Annotated in this window: 15 protein-coding genes; 10 read left to right on the top strand and 5 right to left on the bottom strand. The window is 72.7% G+C overall.

What is annotated here, in order from left to right:
* Positions 1-313: 313 nt before the first annotated feature.
* From ACF07N_RS05175 to ACF07N_RS05190, 4 genes are all read left to right on the top strand, one after another.
* A complete protein-coding gene (locus ACF07N_RS05175) occupies positions 314-559 on the top strand; it encodes a ferredoxin (protein WP_392108542.1) in 246 nt (81 codons plus the stop codon).
* A 46-nt stretch (positions 560-605) separates the two neighbouring features.
* The gene (locus ACF07N_RS05180; protein ID WP_392108545.1) at positions 606-1,853 is read left to right on the top strand and encodes an activator-dependent family glycosyltransferase; all 1,248 of its coding nucleotides are present in this window, start codon (positions 606-608) and stop codon (positions 1,851-1,853) included.
* A 101-nt stretch (positions 1,854-1,954) separates the two neighbouring features.
* The gene (gene rfbB / locus ACF07N_RS05185; RefSeq protein WP_383335256.1) at positions 1,955-2,971 is read left to right on the top strand and encodes a dTDP-glucose 4,6-dehydratase; all 1,017 of its coding nucleotides are present in this window, start codon (positions 1,955-1,957) and stop codon (positions 2,969-2,971) included.
* The gene (locus ACF07N_RS05190) at positions 2,965-3,756 is read left to right on the top strand and encodes a BTAD domain-containing putative transcriptional regulator (protein WP_392108548.1); all 792 of its coding nucleotides are present in this window, start codon (positions 2,965-2,967) and stop codon (positions 3,754-3,756) included. The genes rfbB and ACF07N_RS05190 overlap by 7 nt, the downstream gene beginning before the upstream one ends.
* Positions 3,757-3,865: 109 nt before the next feature.
* Here the strand turns inward: ACF07N_RS05190 and ACF07N_RS05195 are convergent, their stop codons facing one another.
* Positions 3,866-4,849: an NAD-dependent epimerase/dehydratase family protein gene (locus ACF07N_RS05195; RefSeq protein ID WP_392108551.1), complete on the bottom strand. Its 984-nt coding sequence runs from the start codon at positions 4,847-4,849 to the stop codon at positions 3,866-3,868.
* A 187-nt stretch (positions 4,850-5,036) separates the two neighbouring features.
* Here ACF07N_RS05195 and ACF07N_RS05200 point away from each other — a divergent pair, with 187 nt between their 5' ends.
* Complete coding sequence (locus ACF07N_RS05200; protein ID WP_392108554.1) at positions 5,037-5,645, top strand: dTDP-4-dehydrorhamnose 3,5-epimerase family protein; 609 nt, start codon at positions 5,037-5,039, stop codon at positions 5,643-5,645.
* A gap of 47 nt (positions 5,646-5,692) precedes the next feature.
* On the top strand, positions 5,693-6,916 hold the full coding sequence (locus ACF07N_RS05205) for a macrolide family glycosyltransferase (RefSeq protein ID WP_392108557.1): 1,224 nt from the start codon (positions 5,693-5,695) through the stop codon (positions 6,914-6,916).
* A gap of 89 nt (positions 6,917-7,005) precedes the next feature.
* Here ACF07N_RS05205 and rfbH read toward each other — a convergent pair whose 3' ends face one another.
* Positions 7,006-8,307 carry a lipopolysaccharide biosynthesis protein RfbH gene (rfbH, locus tag ACF07N_RS05210; RefSeq protein WP_383335246.1) on the bottom strand — a complete coding sequence of 434 codons (1,302 nt, stop codon included), beginning with the start codon at positions 8,305-8,307 and terminating at the stop codon, positions 7,006-7,008.
* A 261-nt stretch (positions 8,308-8,568) separates the two neighbouring features.
* Here rfbH and ACF07N_RS05215 point away from each other — a divergent pair, with 261 nt between their 5' ends.
* From ACF07N_RS05215 to ACF07N_RS05225, 3 genes are all read left to right on the top strand, one after another.
* A complete protein-coding gene (locus ACF07N_RS05215; RefSeq protein WP_392108560.1) occupies positions 8,569-9,924 on the top strand; it encodes an acyltransferase in 1,356 nt (451 codons plus the stop codon).
* Positions 9,925-10,007: 83 nt separating this feature from the next.
* Positions 10,008-10,640 (top strand): haloacid dehalogenase, encoded by a 633-nt coding sequence (locus ACF07N_RS05220; protein WP_392108563.1) that lies wholly within the window; start codon positions 10,008-10,010, stop codon positions 10,638-10,640.
* A gap of 145 nt (positions 10,641-10,785) precedes the next feature.
* On the top strand, positions 10,786-11,079 hold the full coding sequence (locus ACF07N_RS05225; RefSeq protein WP_392108566.1) for a hypothetical protein: 294 nt from the start codon (positions 10,786-10,788) through the stop codon (positions 11,077-11,079).
* 48 nt (positions 11,080-11,127) lie between these two features.
* Here the strand turns inward: ACF07N_RS05225 and ACF07N_RS05230 are convergent, their stop codons facing one another.
* Both ACF07N_RS05230 and ACF07N_RS05235 read right to left on the bottom strand, forming a co-directional pair.
* On the bottom strand, positions 11,128-11,895 hold the full coding sequence (locus ACF07N_RS05230) for an SDR family NAD(P)-dependent oxidoreductase (RefSeq protein ID WP_392108805.1): 768 nt from the start codon (positions 11,893-11,895) through the stop codon (positions 11,128-11,130).
* 158 nt (positions 11,896-12,053) lie between these two features.
* Positions 12,054-12,812, bottom strand: a complete 759-nt coding sequence (locus ACF07N_RS05235) for an SDR family NAD(P)-dependent oxidoreductase (RefSeq protein ID WP_383335236.1) — start codon at positions 12,810-12,812, stop codon at positions 12,054-12,056.
* Between the two features lie 307 nt (positions 12,813-13,119).
* Between ACF07N_RS05235 and ACF07N_RS05240 the strand changes: the two genes are divergently transcribed.
* A complete protein-coding gene (locus ACF07N_RS05240) occupies positions 13,120-14,001 on the top strand; it encodes a helix-turn-helix transcriptional regulator (RefSeq protein WP_392108570.1) in 882 nt (293 codons plus the stop codon).
* Between the two features lie 265 nt (positions 14,002-14,266).
* On the opposite strand, the gene ACF07N_RS05245 is transcribed toward ACF07N_RS05240, so the two are convergent.
* Entirely contained in the window at positions 14,267-18,211 is a 3,945-nt protein-coding gene (locus tag ACF07N_RS05245; RefSeq protein WP_392108573.1) for an FAD-binding protein, read from the bottom strand.
* Positions 18,212-18,282 lie beyond the last annotated feature (71 nt).

Genomic DNA, 18,282 nt, shown 5'->3' on the forward strand with positions numbered 1-18,282 from the left:
CACGGCCGCCCCCAGGCCGTACCGGCCACCGGCACCACGACGGCCGGTCCGCGAGCGCGCCGCGCCCGGCACTGGTGTCCGGCACCAACTGCGTTACCGCGAGCTGCCGTTGCCGCCGGGCCACTCCAGCACGGCCGCGGCGTGCCCGGCCAGCGGCGCCGCCGCACTCTAGGGATTTTCCGAGTACCGGCCGGTCACCTCCGCCCCCGGAGCCAGGCGCTCCGCACGAATCACTGGAGGAAACCCCAGACAGCGCCGCTCCGCGCGCCCCATCGCCCCGGGACGCCCTCAAGATGGGCACGACCCGGCACACGTGACCGGACCGACCGGCGAACAGGGGGCGGCCATGGACATCACCATCGATCACGACCGGTGCATCGGCGCCGGCCAGTGCGCGCTCGTCGCACCCGACGTCTTCGACCAGCGCGACGAGGACGGACTCGCCGTACTGCTCGTCGACCGGCCCGGAAGCGACCAGCACGCCGCGGCGCGCGAGGCGGCCGAGTCGTGCCCGCTGAGCGCCATATCCGTACGTGAGGACCGGAAGCCGACGGACTGAGCTCCGTCGCGCACCGCCTGCGCGGCCCCGACGAGGAGAGAAACGAATGCGCGTCCTGTTCGCCGGCTTGCCGGAGAAGTCGCACGTCTACACGATGGTGCCGCTGGCCTGGGCCCTGACGGCCGCCGGGCACGAGGTGCTGATGGCCAACGCCCCGTCGCTGACCGAGGCCATCACCGGCGCCGGCCTGGTCGCCGCGCCGGTGGGCGACGACCACGACCTGCACCGCGACATGGCCGTCGCCCGCGACTCCCAGGACGCCGACGTCGCCAACTGGAGCCACCTCGGCTACGGCGACGTCGACCACGCCGGCCTGGTCCAGCGCTACAGCATCAGCGTCCCCTACGGGTTCGCCCGCTACAACGACCCGATCCTCGACGACCTCGTCGCCCTCGCCCGCGACTGGCGGCCCGACCTCGTCGTACGGGACCCCATCGCCTACGCCGGCGGCATCGCCGCCCGGGCCTGCGGTGCCGCCCACGCCCGTCTGCTGTGGTGCGCGGACGTCTACGGCCGGGCCCGCGCCACCTTCGTCGAGCTCGCCCGGGACATGCCCGAGGAACAGCGTGCGGACCCCCTCGCCGACTGGATCGACGAGCGGGGCCGCCCGTACGGCGTGCGCTGCGACGAGGAGCTCCTCAACGGGCAGTTCACGCTCGACACCCTGCCGCCGAGCCTGCGTCCGGCGACCGACCTGCGCACCGTCTCCATGCGGTACGTCCCCTACAACGGCCGTGCCGTGCAGGAGGCCTGGCTGCGCGAGGAGCCCAAGCGGCCCCGGATCTGCGTCACCCTGGGACGCACCAACACCGAGGCGTACGGCGGCGACTACGTGCGCGTCGAGGACATCCTGCGCTCCCTGTCCCGGCTCGACGCGGAGGTCGTCGCCGCGCTGCTGCCCGAGCAGACCCGGCACCTGGGCGAACTGCCCCCCAACGTACGGGCCGTCAGCGGCGTCGCCCTCAACACGCTGCTGCCGGGCTGCGCCGCCGTCGTCCACCACGGCGGCTGGGGCACCTTCTCCACCGCCCTGGTGCACGCCGTGCCGCAGCTGGCGCTGTCCACCCTCGTCGCCGACCAGGAACTGCGCGGCCGGTCCCTGGAGGAGGCCGGCGCCGGATTCTTCCTGCACCACTCCGAGAGCGACCCCGACCGGGTCGCCGACCTCACCCGACGGCTTCTGGACGACCCCTCCCACGCCGCAGCCGCCCGCCGGCTGCGCGACGAGTCCGCCGCCATGCCCAGCCCCTACGACGTCGTGCCGGACCTCGCCGACCTGGCCAGGGGCAACTGAGGCGCGCCCGCCTCGCGCCCACCGGGCCGCCCCCACCGCACCACCGAAGAGGAAGGAGGACGGCGCACGCTCGGCACCGCCCGCTGACGCGCCGCATCCACATGAGTCAGACGCGCATCCTGGTGACCGGCGGTGCCGGCTTCATCGGCTCCCACTACGTCCGCACCCTGCTCGGCCCGGACGGGCCCGACGACGTCACCGTCACCGTCCTCGACGCCTTCACCTACGCCGCCAACCCGGCCAACCTCGACCCCGTCCAGGACTCGCCCCGCTACCGCCTGTGCGTCGGCGACATCTGCGAACCCACCGTGGTCGACGCGCTGATGGCCGAACACGACCAGGTGGTGCACTTCGCCGCCGAGTCCCACGTGGACCGCTCCCTGTCCAGCGCCACCGAGTTCGTGCGCACCAACGTGATGGGCACCCAGATCCTGCTGGACGCCGCCCTGCGCCACGACGTCGACCGGTTCGTGCACATCTCCACCGACGAGGTCTACGGCTCGATCCCCGAAGGCTCCACCTCCGAGGAGCACCCCCTCCACCCCAACTCCCCGTACGCGGCGTCCAAAGCGGCCTCGGACCTGGTGGCCCTGTCCTACCACCGCTCGCACGGACTCGACGTACGGGTCACCCGCTGCTCCAACAACTACGGGCACCACCAGTTCCCCGAGAAGATCATCCCGCTGTTCGTGACCCGCCTGCTCACCGGCGCGAAGGTGCCGCTGTACGGCGACGGACTCAACGTGCGCGACTGGCTGCACGTCGACGACCACGTCCGGGGCGTCGAACTCGTCCGCACCCGCGGCCGGGCCGGCGAGATCTACAACATCGGCGGCGGCACGGAACTGGACAACCGCCGGCTCACCGAACTGCTGCTGCGGGCGTGCGGCGCGGACTGGGACAGCGTCGAGTACGTCGCCGACCGCAAGGGTCACGACCGCCGCTACTCCGTCGACTGGAGCAAGGCGCACGCCGAACTCGGCTACACGCCGCGCAAGGACTTCACGGAGGGCCTCGCCGAGACCGTCGCCTGGTACCGGGACAACCCCGACGTGTGGAGGGAGGCCGCCCGCCGCGCCGCCCTCCCCGAGCCGTCCTCCGGAGCCGTGCCGTGCTGACGTGGCGAACCCTGGGCCCGCTGCGCGCCACCCACGACGGCCGGGACGTCACTCCGACGGCGCCGAAGGTGCGCCAGGTCCTGGCCCTCCTGCTGGCCCGCCGCAACACCGTCGTGCCCCTGGCCGCCATCGCCGAGGAACTGTGGTCCGGCCAGGCCCCCCGCAGCGCGGTCACGACCGTGCAGACGTACGCCTACCAGCTGCGCAAGGCGCTGCACGAGGGGCAGGAACCGGACAGTCCCGACGGCGGGCCGCTTACCACCCACGCGCACGGCTACCTGCTGCGGGTGGGCCCCGGCGAGTGCGACGCGGAGGAGTTCACCTCGCTGACGGGCGAGGCACGCACCGCGCTGGCCTGCGGCGACCCCGCCACCGCCGAAACCCTGACCGGCCGGGCCCTGGACCTGTGCGACGGGCCGCCGTTCGCCGACGTGGCGCACGGCCCTCTGCTGCGCGGATACGCCCTGCGCATGGGGGAGTTGCACCTCCAGGCGCAGGAACTGCGCGTCACCGCAGGCCTGCAACTGGGCCGGCATCGTGAACTCGTGGGCGATCTGAAGGAACTGGCGTGCGCGTACCCGCTGCACGAGTGGTTCCAGGGCTCCCTCATCATCGCCCTCCAGCGGTGCGGCCGGCGCAGCGAGGCACTCGAGGTCTACCAGCGGCTGCGCGTGGTGCTGCGGGACGAGCTCGGTCTCGACCCCTCGCCCGGACTCCAGCAACTGCGCCAGCACGTCCTGACCGACAGGGTCAGCACCGCGGACCTCGACCTGCTCCCCGGCTGAGCCGCGCCCACCGCCGGCGCCCCGCGCCCCCGGCCGGGCGGACGTCCTCGTGCGTGCCCCGTCACCCGCGGCGCGACGGCACGCCCCGGCGCCCCGGGCGCCGGGGCGGTCACTCCTGCCCTGCCGCGGCCCGCCACAGGTCCTCCACCATGTCCCGGGGGGTGCGCCGCGGCTCCCAGCCGAGCACCGCGCGCGCGGCCGAGACATCCACCCCCGTCCAGCCGTTGTCCGCGCCCGGACGCAGCTCCGCCGTGCCCCGTTCCACCAGCGTGGCCCGCCGGCCGCTGATCGCGAGCAGCAGATCGACCATGTCCCTCACGTGCTGCGAAGTGCCGCTGGCGATGTTCAGCACCCGGCCCGAGGCGCCGGGCGCCCGCAGCGCCGCGACCACGGCACGCGAGACGTCCAGCGCGTCGACGAAGTCACGGCTGCTGCGCAGCGGGGAGACCCGTACCTGCGCCGGCGCCCCGTCCCCGCCGCCGGCCAGCAGCTGCGCGGCCACCTGACCGAGCAGGCTCGCCCTGGGAGTGCCGGCGCCGATGACGTTCGACAGCCGCAGGACCACCGCGTCCGCGTCCCCGGCCCGCACGGCCCGCAGGACCGCGCGGCTGCCCATCAGCTTGGTCCGCCCGTAGTCGGAGACCGGCTCCTCCGGGGACGACTCCGTCAGCCACACCCCGTGCGGCTGCGGCGCGTACTCGTGCACCGACCCGAGCTGGATCAGCCGCGGCCGCGCCCCGGAGGCGGCGAGTGCCGCGAGCAGCCGGTCGACGAGCAGCTCGTTGTTGCGGCGCATCCCCTCAGCATCGGGGGACCACACCTCGCCGGCGGCGTTCACGATCGCCACGGGCCGTTCCGTCCCGATCAGCCGGGTCAGCGCCTCCGGGTCGCCGTGCGCCAGGTCCATCGGCCGGAACCGCCAGGACGCCGGGGTCTTGAGCGGGCGGCGCGCCACGGCGAGGATCTCGTACCCGGCCGCCTCCAGCGCAGCTCCCACGTGCCTGCCGACGAAACCGGTCGCTCCGAGGACGACCACCCGGCCGGACCCGGGACCCGGCCCGTCCGGTCGTCCCCGGACACCGACCTCCGTCATGCCGTTCTCCTCCCGGGCCCGCCGAGGCGTGCCCGTTCGTCTCCGCAACCCGCGACGCGGACGCGCGGGGCTCGGCAGCCACCTTGGCACCCGCCGGTCCAGGATCCCTCGAGGCTCCGTCGACCCGATCCGTTCACGGCCGGTCCTGGATCGGTCCTCGACCGGGGTTGCCTACGGTGTTGCCACCATGAAGGTTCGAGAGATGGCCGTGCGGGACGCGTACCACATCACCCCGCGTCACCTGCGTGACGCGCGCGGCAGCTTCTACGAGTCGTTCCGGCACGACCGGCTGGCCGAGGAGATCGGCCGCCCCGTGCCCGTCGCGCAGGTGAACTACTCGGTCTCGCGCCGCCACACCCTGCGCGGGCTGCACGGGACACTGCTCCCGCCGGGCCAGGCCAAGGTCGTGTGCGTGGTGCGGGGCGTGGTCCTCGACATCGTCGTCGACCTGCGGGTCGGCTCGCCGACCTGGGGCGTCTACGAGGTGAACGAGCTGTCCGCCGAGACCGGCGAGACGCTGTTCGTCGCCGAGGGGCTGGTCCACGGCTTCCTCGCGCTCACCGACGACACCTGTGTGTCGTATCTGTGCTCCACCGAGTTCGTGCCCGGCACCCAGGTGGACATCGACCCCTTCGACCCCGAACTCGACCTGCCCTGGGGCCTGTCGGAGGCGCCGCTGATGTCGGCCAAGGACTCCTCGGCCATCTCCGTCGCCGAGGCCCGCCGGGCCGGGATCCTGGCGGGGTACGAGGAGTGCCTGGCGCACTACGCGGCGCTCCGCGAGGCCGCCCGCTGATCACGGCCCGGCGGGCCTCGCCGTCCGCCCGACCCCTAGGAGAGCCGATGCCGCCCGGCACCCCCGCGCCCCACCTGCACTACGCCCTGCTGCTCTTCGCGGACTTCGGTCACATCGCCCCCACGCTGGGCGTGAGCCGCGAGCTGCTGGACCGCGGGCACCGCGTCACCTACGTCGTCGACGAGAAGTTCGCCGCCACCGTCGAGGAGATCGGCGCGCAGGCCGTCACCTACACCTCCGCCCGCGGCGACTTCTACCGCGCGGCCGATCCCACCCCGGACCGGCTCGCCGAGGACGGCTACGACCTGCTCGTCGACACCGTGCGTACCGTCTTCCCCACGGCCATGGAGGCGTTCGCCGCCGACCCGCCCGACGTCGTCCTGTACGACTTCGAGACGGTCGCCGCCGGGCGGGTCGCCGCCCGCGTGCTGGACGCGGTGCCGGTGCAGCTGTGCCCGAGCCACGCGGCCAACGAGTCGTTCTCGATGCGTGCCCAGATGTGGGGCGCCGACCACCCGGTGATGGCCAAGGGCGCCAAGGTGATGGTCGACTTCATGGGCGAACACGGCATCGGCCTCGACGAGATGGCCCGCTACGGCGCCGAGTGGGACCGGCACAACCTGGTGTTCCTGCCCCGGGCCTTCCAGATCGAGGGCGACAGCTTCGACGACCGGTTCGCCTTCGTCGGCCCGACCTTCGCCGAGCCCGCCCCCGGCCGGTGGACGCCGCCCGACGACGGCCGGCGCGTGGCGCTGGTGTCCCTGGGGACCGAGGCGGGGGACCGGGGCGACTTCTTCCGGCTGTGCGCGGAGGCGTTCGACCCGGCCGGCTGGCACGTGGTGATGACCCTCGGGCGCGGCAGCGATCCGCAGGCGCTGGGGCCGCTGCCCGCGCACGTCGAGGCGCACCCCTGGCTGCCGCATCCGCTCGTCCTGCCGCACGCCGACGTCTTCGTCTGCCACGCCGGCATGGGCAGCCTCATGGAGGCCCTGTACTACGGGACGCCCGTGGTGGCACTGCCCCGCGCTCACGAACTGGCGTTGAGCGCCGACCAGTTGGAACGGTGCGGCGTCGGCCGCTCGCTGCCCCGCTCCGGACTGACCGCGCCCGGTCTCGCCGCCGCGGTGGCCGGCCTGCTCGCCGACCCGCAGACGCCCGCCGCGCTCGCCCGCATGCGGGAGGCGGTCCGTACGGCCGGTGGCGCCGCCCGGGCCGCCGACCTGCTGGAGACCTGGGCCGCCGACCGGCACGTGGTCCGGGCAGCCGGCTGAACACCCCCGCGCTTCCCTCGCGCGCCCGCCCGTGGGTCCCCGGCACCGGTGCCGGGGACCCACGGGCGGACAGGGGAGGAGGTGGGGTGTCAGTGCGGCAGCGTCACGTACTCGCTCACCGTGTTGATGCTGTGGTCGATCATCTCGTCGGTCAGGCCCGGGTAGACGCCGATCCAGAACGTGCACTCGGTGGTGATGTCACTGTTCGTGAGCGGCCCGCTGACCCGGAACTCCCGCCCCTCGTACGCGGGATGACGGGTGAGGTTGCCCGCGAAGAAGCGCCGGGTGGCGACCTTGCTGGACTCCAGGTGATCGATGAGCGCACCCGGTGCGAAGGGCGCGTCGGGGTGCACGGTGATGGCGAACCCGAACCAGCTGGGGTCGCTGCCCTCGGTGGCTTCGGGCAGCAGCAGGTGCGGCAGCCCGTCCAGCCCCTCCCGCAGCCGCGCCCAGTTCCGCCTGCGCGCGGCACCGAACTCCTCGATACGACCGAGCTGCTGGAGCCCCAGGGCCGCTGCCACGTCGGTCGACTTCAGGTTGTAGCCCACGTGGGAGAAGATGTACTTGTGGTCGTAGCCCTGGGGGAGCGACCCCATCTGATGCTCGAAACGCTTGAAGCACCGGTTGTCCTCGCCCGGCTCGCACCAGCAGTCCCGCCCCCAGTCGCGCATCGACTCCACGATCCGGGCCAGCACCAGGTTGTCGGTCAGCACACAGCCGCCCTCGCCCATCGTGATGTGGTGCGCGGGGTAGAAGCTCTCCGTCGCCAGGTCGCCGAAGGTGCCGGTCAGCTGCCCGCCGTACGTGCTGCCCAGGGCGTCGCAGTTGTCCTCGATGAGGAACAGATCCCTGTCCTGCGCCAGTTGGGCGATCTCCCGCACCGGGAACGGGTTGCCCAGCGCGTGCGCCATCATGATCGCCCGGGTGCGCGGGCCGATCGCCTGCTCCACCCGCTCGAACGAGGCGTTGTACGTGCCCAGTTCCACGTCGACGAACACCGGCACCAGGCCGTTCTGCAGGATCGGGTTGACCGTCGTGGGAAAGCCGGCGGCCACCGTGATCACTTCGTCGCCGGGCCGCAGGCGGTCCTCGCCCAGCTGCGGCGACGTCAGCGAGCTGAGCGCCAGCAGGTTCGCCGAGGACCCCGAGTTGGTCAGGTGCGCCTTGCGCAGGCCGAAGTACTTCGCCAGTGACCGTTCCAGCCGGCGTGTGCTGACACCCGCGGCGATCCGCATGTCGAGCGCCGCCTCGACCAGGGCCACACGGTCGTCCTCGGTGAGCACGGCGCCGGAGGCCTGCACCGGGGTGACGCCCGGCACGAACCCCGACGAGACGCTGGAGCGGTGGTATGCGCGAACCAGATCGAGGATTTCGGTCTTGTCGTACCCCATCGGCTGATGGCCTCCTGTGTGTGCCGGTGGGGACGAGACGTACGGCCGGCTCGCAGTCGAAGCGGGTCCCCACGCCCGTATCGATCGATCGGGGAGCCCCAGACCAGCACGCGGGCGCAGCCGCGGGCCAGCGCTGCCGGACAACTCTAGGGATTCACCAAAAGGCGGGCCCCGCCCCGGGTCTAGGGATTTCCTCGCCCCGTTCCGGACAGGCTGGAGCCTCCGGCCACCGCCCCTCCGACCGACCATCTGGAGACGCTCATGAAACGCGGCCCCGCGGAAGGTGACGCCGACCGTACCGTGCTCCTGCGGTCCGGAGCGGCCAGTGGCGAACGCGTCCGGCTGAGCGTCTACGACCTGATGACCGGCACCTTCGCCACGGCCCGCACCTTCTACTACCGGCAGCGCCTGGACGCCGCCGCCCTGCGCGAGTCGCTGCGCCGGACCCTCGTGCACTACCCGCTGCTCACCGGGCGCCTCGAACGGGACACGGACGGCGGCCTGAGCGTCGTCTGCAACGACGCCGGTGCCGTGTTCGCCGAAGGCCACCGCGACCGGCCCATGCCCGACTACGGCCCCGGCCGACCGGCCAGGACCGATCTGCGCCACTACGTCCACTCCGTCAACCCCTTCCGGGTCGTCGGTCACGACACCCCGCTGCTGACGGTCAAGGTGACGCACCTGCGTGGCGGCTCCGTCCTCGGCGTCACGATCAACCACAGCCTGGTCGACGGCGGCGCATACCTCGACTTCCTCCTGCACTGGTCGCGCACGCACCGGGGACTGGACCATCCGGCGCCGTCCCACGACCGCACCCTCCTGGACGGCCTCGCCGCCGGCACGCCACCCGCTCCGGACGACCCGCAGTACACGGTGGTCACCGGACGGGGCAAGTTCGGCTTCCTCTGGCGGGTCAACGCGCGTGCCCGCCGCATCCAGACCCTCACCACCCGTTTCTCCTCGGCGGAGGTCCTCGCGCTGCGGGACACCGCACGCACCGGGGGCGACGGCACCCGGGCGTCCAGCGGCGACGCCCTCGGCGCCCACGTGTGGCGGGTCCTGGGCCGGCTGCGCGACCGGGACCCGGAGGCGACGGAGCGACTGGGCATCGTGGTCGGTCTGCGCACCGCACTGGCGGACCGGCTGCCGCGCGGATACTGGGGCAACGCCGTCTCCAACACCACCGCCGCACTGCCGGCCCGTGCGCTGCGGGAGGAACCCCTGGCGCACACCGCCTCAGCGGTCCGTGAGGCCCTCGACCGTGTCACCGCGCGCCGGATCAGCGAGGAGACCGCGTTCCTGGAGGCGCAGCGGCGCGCGGGCCGGACGAACCGGGTACTCAGCCGCATGGCCCTGGACGCCTTCGAAGGCACCGTCGCCCTCAACAACGTCAGCCGGCTGCCGGTGTACGCGATCGAGTTCGGCGCCGGCCGGCCGTTCTGGTTCGAGTACCCCGCCATCCCCATCCCGTGGACCGTCCTCATCACCCCCACACCGGACGACGACCACAGCCGCGACGTGCACCTCAGCGTCCCCCGCGAGGCGGCCGAAGCCCTGCGCACCACCGAGTGGTCACGACGCCTGCACCCCGGGGAACCCTCGCGCGACCGCCCCTGAGCCGCCTGCCCGTCCGTGCACGCTTTGCGGAGCGATCGTGCACATATCCGCAGGGGCCGCGCCCCCGGTGGCATGATGGGATCGTGTTCATGGTCGATCACGTCGGCGCCGTCTTCTTCTCCTTGGACTGCGTCCTGGTGCGGGGACGAACCCTCACCCATGTCGTCGAGGAGCGTCTCGGCCTGCGCGCGTCCACGACCGCTGCCGAGCCGGACGACGCGCGCCCCGACGCCGCCCGCTGGGCCGGAGTGTCCGAGGACGCGCTGCGCGCCTCACTGGAGGATTTCGCACCGCTCCCCGGCGTCCAGGAGACCACCGACTGGTGCTGGCGCAGCGGACTGGTCCCGGTCGCCCTGTTCCTCACCTGGACGCCGATCGCCGCTCACCTGGCCGACCGGTTCGGCTTCCACTCCTACTACGGCCGGCCCCTGGAGGTCAGGTCGGGCCACTTCACGGGCCGCGCGACCGCCCCGGTGCGGGTCCTGACGCAACGCGAGTTCGCGGTCCGACGGGCCGACGAACTCGGAGTGCCTCTCACCGACTGCGCCGCCGTCGGGGCGTGCCCGGCCGACGGCCCGCTCCTCGACGTGGTGGGCATCGGCATCGCCTTCAACGCTCCGGACGACGTCCGCGCCCTGGCGACCACGGCCGTGGACGGCGACGACCTCCGTACGATCATCCCCGCACTGGAGCGGCTGGCCGCCCGGACGAGGTAGCGCGCGTCCGCACGGCGGCGGTGCGACGCGACGTCGAAGGACGCACCGGGCAGTCCGCCGCCGGGGGGCGACCACGAATGACGGACACGGCAGAACACCGAATGCGTGATCGGTGAGCGGCGCACTTCGGGGTACACGGGCCGGCATGGCATCGAAAACTGATCGCGTCATGTCCCTGCGGGCCGTACGGCAGTTGCGCCGGATCCGCGCCTTCTACACGGCGGGCCTCCTGCTGTGGGCGGCGTCCACCGCCTGGACGGGCCTGGAAGCCCCCGGGAGCCGTCAGATGTGGGTGTCCACCCTTCTCCTGATCGTCTTCACCGGCCTCCTGCTCACGGCGTCCCTATGGCTGCGGCGCCTGGAGGCCGCGGCTCCGGCCAGGCCCGCGCACCACGCCGCCTCACGGAAGACGGCCGCACCGCGCCAGGCGCATGCCTGACTTACCGTCAGAGGGTGTGTATCAGCTGCCTCGGCCCCGCCCGTCACGTCAGACGGCGGTGAAGCCGCCGTCTGCGGGTACCACGGCTCCGGTGACGAAGCCGGAGCGTGGTGAGGCGAGAAAGCAGAGAACCTCGGCGATCTCTTCGGGCTGTGCGACTCGGCCCAGGGGCTGGGCGTCGGCGAACGACGCGAGGTAGGCGCGGCTGTCGGGTCGGATCGTGTCGAGGAAATCGGTCTCGATGACGCCCGCGGCGACAAGGTTGGCGCGGATGCCCCATGGTCCGCCTTCGACGGCGAGCACCTTGGTCAGTTGGGCCAGGGCGCCTTTGGACGCGCTGTAGGCGGCGCCTTCGGGCAGGGCGACCGTGCCGGCGTACGACCCGGTGCTGACGATGCTCCCGCCGCCCCGGCTCTGCATGGCCCGGAAGGCCTCCCGGGCGCAGAGGAAGGAGCCGCGGGCGTTGACGGCCATCACGGTGTCCCAGTCCTCGGCGGTGGTATCGGTGACGGGTTTGTTCAGGGCGCGTCCGGCGTTGTTCACCAGGATGTCCAGCCCTCCGAAGGTGTCCTGCGCCGAGCGGACCGCGTGGACGGCGGTTTCCTCCCGCGTGATGTCGCCCCGCATCGCGAGGATGCCGGGGAATGCGTCCTGCAGGTCCGTGACGTCGGGACGCAGGTCGACGGCGACGACGCGGGCGCCGCGGGCATGGAGCAGTGCCACGGTCTCCCTGCCGACGCCGCGCGCGGCTCCGGTGACCAGGGCGGTCTTCCCGGCGAACTCGCCTGCTTCGGCAGACGCGGCGGTGGGCGTCATGATGAGGTCCTCTCTCAAAGATCGGGGTAGCGCAGTTTCCTGCGCCGGCTGTCCGGGCTGCTGTACGGTCACGCCCTCACGAGGCGGGGCACAGGAGATGAGCGCGCTTGCCGGGCGTGCCCACGGGTGGCGTCGGGGACGCCCGGCGAGCGGCCTGTTCAGTGCGCGGTGAGGCCGCCGTCGACGACGAGTTCCGAGCCGGTGACGAAGGAGGAGTCGTCACCGGCGAGGAAGAGGATGGCGGTGGCGATCTCGTCGGCGCGGCCGGCTCGGCGCATGGGGGTGCGCTGGATGTCCGGTTGCCGGTCGCCCTGCTCCTCCAGGAGGTCCTGGATCATCGGTGTGGCGACCACTCCGGGATGTATCGAGTTGACCCGTACGCCCTGCCGGGCGTACTCGACCGCGGCCGTCTTGCTCAGCAGGCGCACCGCGCCCTTCGACGCCTGGTAGGCCGCGGCCGCGCCGCTGCCCACCAGGCCGAGCACGGACGAGGTGTTGATCACCGACGCGTTGCCGCTCGCTCGCAGCAGCGGCATCGCCGCCTTCATACCGAGCCAGGTGCCTTTCTGGTTCACGTCGATCACGCGGTCCCACACCTCCTCCCGCGTGTCCTCGATACCCGGCCAGTCCAGGATTCCGGCGACGTTCACCAGCACGTCCAGCACGCCGAAACGATCGCGTACGAGGGCCGTCACCTCCTCCCACTGCCGGGCGGAGGAGACATCGAGGAGGGCGGTCGCCACCTCCGCGCCACCCGCCTCGATGCGCCGCGCCAGCTTCTGGAGGGGCTCCCGGGCCACATCGGTGATCACCAGCCGGGCGCCCTCCCGGGCGAAGAGTTCGGCGGTCGCCGCACCGATCCCCCCGGTCGCGCCCGTGATCAGGGCCACCTTGCCCTCAAGACGTCCTCCGGTCATGAATACGGTCCTTCCCTCGCGTTTGATACGTCTGTCAGCGGCTGCTGCCTGCCCCGGCAGTCGGTCCGCTCCGGTGTTCGTGGTGGAGCACTCCGGCGCGGATGCGCCCGGTCTCAGTCACCCACATACCGACCACGAGCACGTGGCCGTCCTCTCGGGCGCGGCCATGGCGGCCCCCTCAACCCGAACGGTGCGGTCCCTCCCGCTCCACCGAGTCTGCGCAGGTCAGCGGCGGCCAACCAGGACGCGTGCTGCCTGGGTGCAGCACACCCAGGCAGCCCGGCGGCGCGCCACCTAGCCTGAAGACATGGACGACAACCGCATGGGGGACTTCCTGCGCGCACGCCGCGCCGCCCTGCGCCCGCACGACGTCGGGATGCCGAGCCACGGCACCCGCAGAGTCGCCGGGCTGCGCCGCGAGGAGGTCGCCGTCCTGGCCGGAGTGAACGCCGACTACTACACCCGCCTGGAACAGGGCCGCGAACGCAACCCCTCACCCCAGGTGATCGACGCTCTCAGCCATGCGCTGCACCTCGACGAGGACGCCAGGTCGCACCTGTACCGGCTGGCCGGGGCCACGCCCGGCGGCCGGCTCTCACCTCGCTCCACCGGGCGCGTCAGCCTCGCCCTGCGACAGCTGATGGACGGCTACCCCAACACCCCGGCGTTCGTCATGAACCGAACCCTCGACCTCCTCGCGGTCAACGCGCTGGCCCAGGCCCTCTACTCGGCGTTCACCCCGGCGGACAACCTCGCCCGCATGACCTTCCTCGACCCCGCCGGCCCCGCCTTCTACACGGACTGGAACCGGGCGGCACAAGCCATCGTCGCCAACCTCCGCGAGGCGACCGGCTTCGAACCGGACAACCCGCGGCTGCGCGAACTCGTCGGCACCCTCACCGAGCACAGCGCGGACTTCGCGCGCCTGTGGCAGTCCCACACCGTGCGAGGCAAGACGCAGGACGCCAAACACTTCCTCCACCCGGACGTCGGTCCGCTCACGCTCACCTACCAGGCGTTCGACGTACGCGACGCACCCGGCCAGCAGCTCGTCATCTACCACGCCGAGCCGGGCAGCCCCAGCGCCCACTCCCTCCACTTGCTCGGCTCCCTCCACGCCACCCGGCGCCAGGACCGCTCCCAGCACACAGCTGATCAGCCGACACGATCCGGAGACCCCGACCGATAGTGCGACTTCGCCCCAGCGCGTCCCGGACGCACCGGCGCCCGCCTGCCACGAGGTCACGCACGAGCCGGCGGCGGTCGCTCCGCCGGTGGGCCTCCTCAGCGACGCCTACGCCCTGACCGGCGAGGCCGTCGTCCAGGGTGCCGCCCTCGGCATCCCCGTCGAAGGGGCTCAGTCGGTCCTGTGGGTGTGCGTCAGCGCCGACGATGACGCACACGCGGCCATCACTGTTCGTGTGCCCCGAGCCGAGCGCTACGGTGAGCGTGCTTCATGAACCGGCTGGCCGGGGCGCGACCGCCTGCGGGAACGTGAACAGCTCCTCGGGGTCGCAGGTGGCCTTGACGTGTTGCATTCTCGGGTAGTTGTCGCCGTGGTAGGCGGCGGGCCAGTCGGTGAGTTCCGGGTCCATGCCGTTGGTGTAGCCGCCGGTGCCGAGGTGGGGCTGCATCGTGGCATGCACGTCGCGCAGCCAGTGAAGCCGCCGGTCGACGTGTCGGTGGTCGGTGAACTGGTGCCAGTAGGAGTGGTACTGCACGACCCCGACGGCGTTCCGGTGGGGGAAGGCGGTGGCGTGCGAGGACCGGTCGTTGACGGCGCCGCCGAGGGCGTCGATGAGCAGGCCGCCGGCCCCGCCCACGCCGGTGAAGGAGTGCAGTTGTTCGAGGGCCGAGGCCATCAGGTCCGCCGTTGCCGACTCGAGTGGGTGCCGCACGATGTGTGATTTGGCGGCGAAGGCGACCCGGGGTCCGAGGGTGCCGGCGCCCCAGCGGTCCGCTTCGCTGGCGGCCCGCGTGTAGTCGCACGGGACGATCACCCGGCGGTTCTCGGGCAGGCCCACCGTGGCGGCCAGCCGGTCCAGCGCCGGCTGAAGGTCGCCGGGCGTGCCGATGAAGGTTCCGGTCACCGTCGGCAGTGCGGGCATGCCGGAGTCGCTGAGTTGCTCGAAGGCGCAAGTGACCTCACGTGGTACGGCCGGGTCGGCGTTCCACTGCGACCAGCCGCGGATGACGTCCGAGGACGCGGTGGCCGGCCAGCTGACCAGGAACCTGGCGTAGGTGAGGTCGCGGATGTCTTCGGTGGTGAACGTGAGTGCGGTGACGGCGCCGTAGTTGCCGCCTCCTCCGCCACACAGAGCCCAGAACAAGTCGCCCTCCGGCGCGGGCGAGTCGGCGCGGACGCGGCGGATGCGGCCGTCGGCGGTGACGATCTCGACTTCTTCGAGGTGGTCGCAGGCCAGGCCCCAGGCCCGGGTGAAGGCGGACAGGCCGCCGCCGAGCGTGACCCCGGCCAGGCCGATGGTGGGGCAGCGGCCCAGCGGCAGGCCGGCTCCGGCCGCGGCCAGCGCCTGATGGGCCTGCCCGCCCTTGACGCCGGCCCCGAACACGGCCCGGCCGCCGCCGACGGCGGTGGAGTTCAGGGAGCTGGTGTCGAGGACGAGTCCGGGGCCGGTGGAGTATCCGGCGTAGCTGTGCCCGCCGGAGCGCAGAGCGAGCGGGACGCCGCTGGTGCGGGCGAAGTCGATACAGGTGACGACGTCATGGACGTCGGCCGGGTAGGCGATCGCCTGCGGCCGTGATGCGTCGAAGCGCTGGTTGACCAGCAGGCGGGCCTGTTCGTAGGCGGCCTGCTCGGGTGTCAGCAGCACGCCCTGAAGGCTCGCCTGCAGAGCTGACCAGTCGGCCCGCCGCGTCCGGGACGGCGTCGGCCGGGCTCGCGCGGCCGGTTCCCGAGAGGGCGCTGGCGGAATGACTGCGGTCGGCAGGCGGGCGGCGCGTAGCGCGGACAGGGTGTGGATGTCGGTGAGGACGGGATAGTCGAACGGCAGTGGCCGGGGGCCGACCTGGTCGGGCGGCGCGGTGAAACCACCGTCGGCATCCTGGTTCGCCAGCAGATACGTCACCGCCCGGCTCACCGACAACGGGTCCCCGTGCCGCGCGAGGACGGGGACGGCTTGGGCGGTGGAGAGCACGTCGCTGGGATCGTCGGGATGCTGTCCCCAGCCGCCGTCGGCGTGCTGCGAGGCGACGAGCCGCGCCACGGACCGGGCGGTGGCGGCGGCGATCCGGGCGGCGAGAGCGGCATCTGTCGCGGGGATCGCGTGCAGGGCGTCCACGGCGCGCAGGATGGCGCTGGACTCACTGACGGTCCAGCTGCGCTCGAAGGTGCCGTCGTCGTGCTGGGCGTCCAGTACGAAGCCGAGCGCACCGGAGAGGAGTTGCTCGTTCTCGTCGGCTCGCGGGGCCAGGGCGAGGATGGCGCCGGCGGTCATGTCCAGATCCGGTGCGTCACCGCTCACCCAGGTGGGGAAACCGCCGTCCGGCCCGGCGATGTCGCTCAGGTACCCATCGGCCCGGGCCAGCGCCTGGCGGTACCGGTCAGGGCCGGCGGCGTGCAGGAATTCCATGCACCGGGTGGTGGTGTCCACGTCGGTCTGCCGCATCCCGGTGGCGAAAGGCCAGCCCCCGTCCGGTGCCTGCCAGGCGGCCACGAGATCAGCCATTCGTGCCACGTACGGCGCGAGAGCCTGCTCGCCGGTGAAGGCCAAGCCCGCCACGGCAGTCAGCCACAGATCCTGGCTGTCCAGGAACGGCACGCCGCCATCAGCGTTGATCGCCAGGCACAGCCTCAGGACACCGTCGTCGACAACGGGATGGTCGGGCCGGAAGGTGCGCGCCGCGTGCAGGCCGAGCAGGTGGGTGGTGGCGCTGGCCTCCCACAGCACCCTGTTGCGCCCGCGGGACAGCAGCGACACCAGACGGCTGCGTTCGGCGTCGCTGACGGTGCCGGGTCGGTTGCAGGCGTGCGCGTGGATGATCCGCGCCGACAGCACGTGCACGTCGGTGAAGGTGGTGATGCCCTCCGGCCCGGCCGGAGCCGGGGCGTCGCCGGCGGTCAGCGGCGCACCGCACAGCAGGTGCAGCACCGTGCTCAGCATCACGGACTTCAGCCGCCCCCGCCCAGCGGTGCCCCCGCCAAGGCCCATGGACAGTCCGGCGGCCCGGCCGGACACGTGCTCGGCCGTGCCCGCCGGGTCGAGGCAGGCGTCGATCAGCAGCGCGTCCACGGCGCTCGCTCCGGCCCGTCGCCGTTCGAGGAACCTGGTGAGGCGCGCCTGCTCGCCGGGCGCGAGGCCCTGTTCGCGCAGCAGGGCCAGCAACAACGCGGACTCCAGCACGCGACTGCCGCACCGGTCCTCGACGTGGCCGGCCGCGTCGACGGCGACGGCCAAGTGCTGCACGAGCGCAGCCGTGCCCCGCTCCTCGGCGTCGGCGGCATGGCCGCCGCCTGCCGGGTTGCGATGGGTCTCCCGCTGCCAGGCCAGGGAGCCGTCCCGCACGCGGCGGATCACGGCCGCCCGCTCCCCGTGCAGGGTGGCCCGGTCGAAGTCGTCCATGCGCTCGTCCAGCATGGCACGGGCGTGCGCCGCGGCCCTGGAGCGGCTGCAGCGGTGGTGGCGGGCGAGCACGCCGACGAGGTTCTCGGCGCCCTCCTCCTGCTCCCGTGGTGCGGAGCGCAGGTCATTGGTCCAGGCGACGATGTCGGCGGCCGCTTCACGCAACCCGTCAAGCCTGTCCTCGGCGGGGAACGAGCGTTCCACGACGGCCAGTACGGGCAGCACCGTGATGGTGCGCCGACGTAGCGCCAGGTAATCCTGAAGGCCCAACAGCTCGCCGCACGCGCGCAGCCGCGTCTCGGTGACCGTGGCATCGGCGAAGTCCCGGTACGATGCGACGAATCGCTGCTTCCACCCGGGCCGGGCCGCGACCCGGCTACGCCCCCACAGGTCGGTGAGCGCACGCGCCGCCGGCGACGCCGACCCGGGGCACCGGCTTCCGTCGGCGGCCTCGAGCACACCGAGCAGCTCGTCCAGCACGGCCCGGACGTGCGCCGGGGACTGGCCGTGCCGGTCGAACCCGTCGTCGACCAGCGCGATGAAGGCACCCCACTGCGCGAGCAGCCCCAGCTCCGCCGGACTGGCCCTGGGCGCGAGCCAGCCGGCCATCCGCCCGTGCCCCATCCGTGCCAGCCGCCGCAGTTCCTCCTCGCCGGTGACCAGAGCGTGCCGTGCCGCCCAGGACCGCACCTGACGTTCCGCCTGAACCCAGTCCGGGCTGCACACCGCCTCCGGTGTCCCCGCCGTGCCGCCATCCGGCCGTGGACGGTCGGCGGGGATGGCGACCAGGACCTCGCTCGTCCGCGCGTGACCGGTCATGACCCGCCCGACTCGAGCTGCCCGCAGGCGCCTCGCACAGCTTTCCCGCAGGTTGCGGTCCCGTCGGTGGT

Source organism: Streptomyces sp. NPDC015242 (assembly GCF_043079125.1).
In the GTDB taxonomy this organism is placed as follows: domain Bacteria; phylum Actinomycetota; class Actinomycetes; order Streptomycetales; family Streptomycetaceae; genus Streptomyces.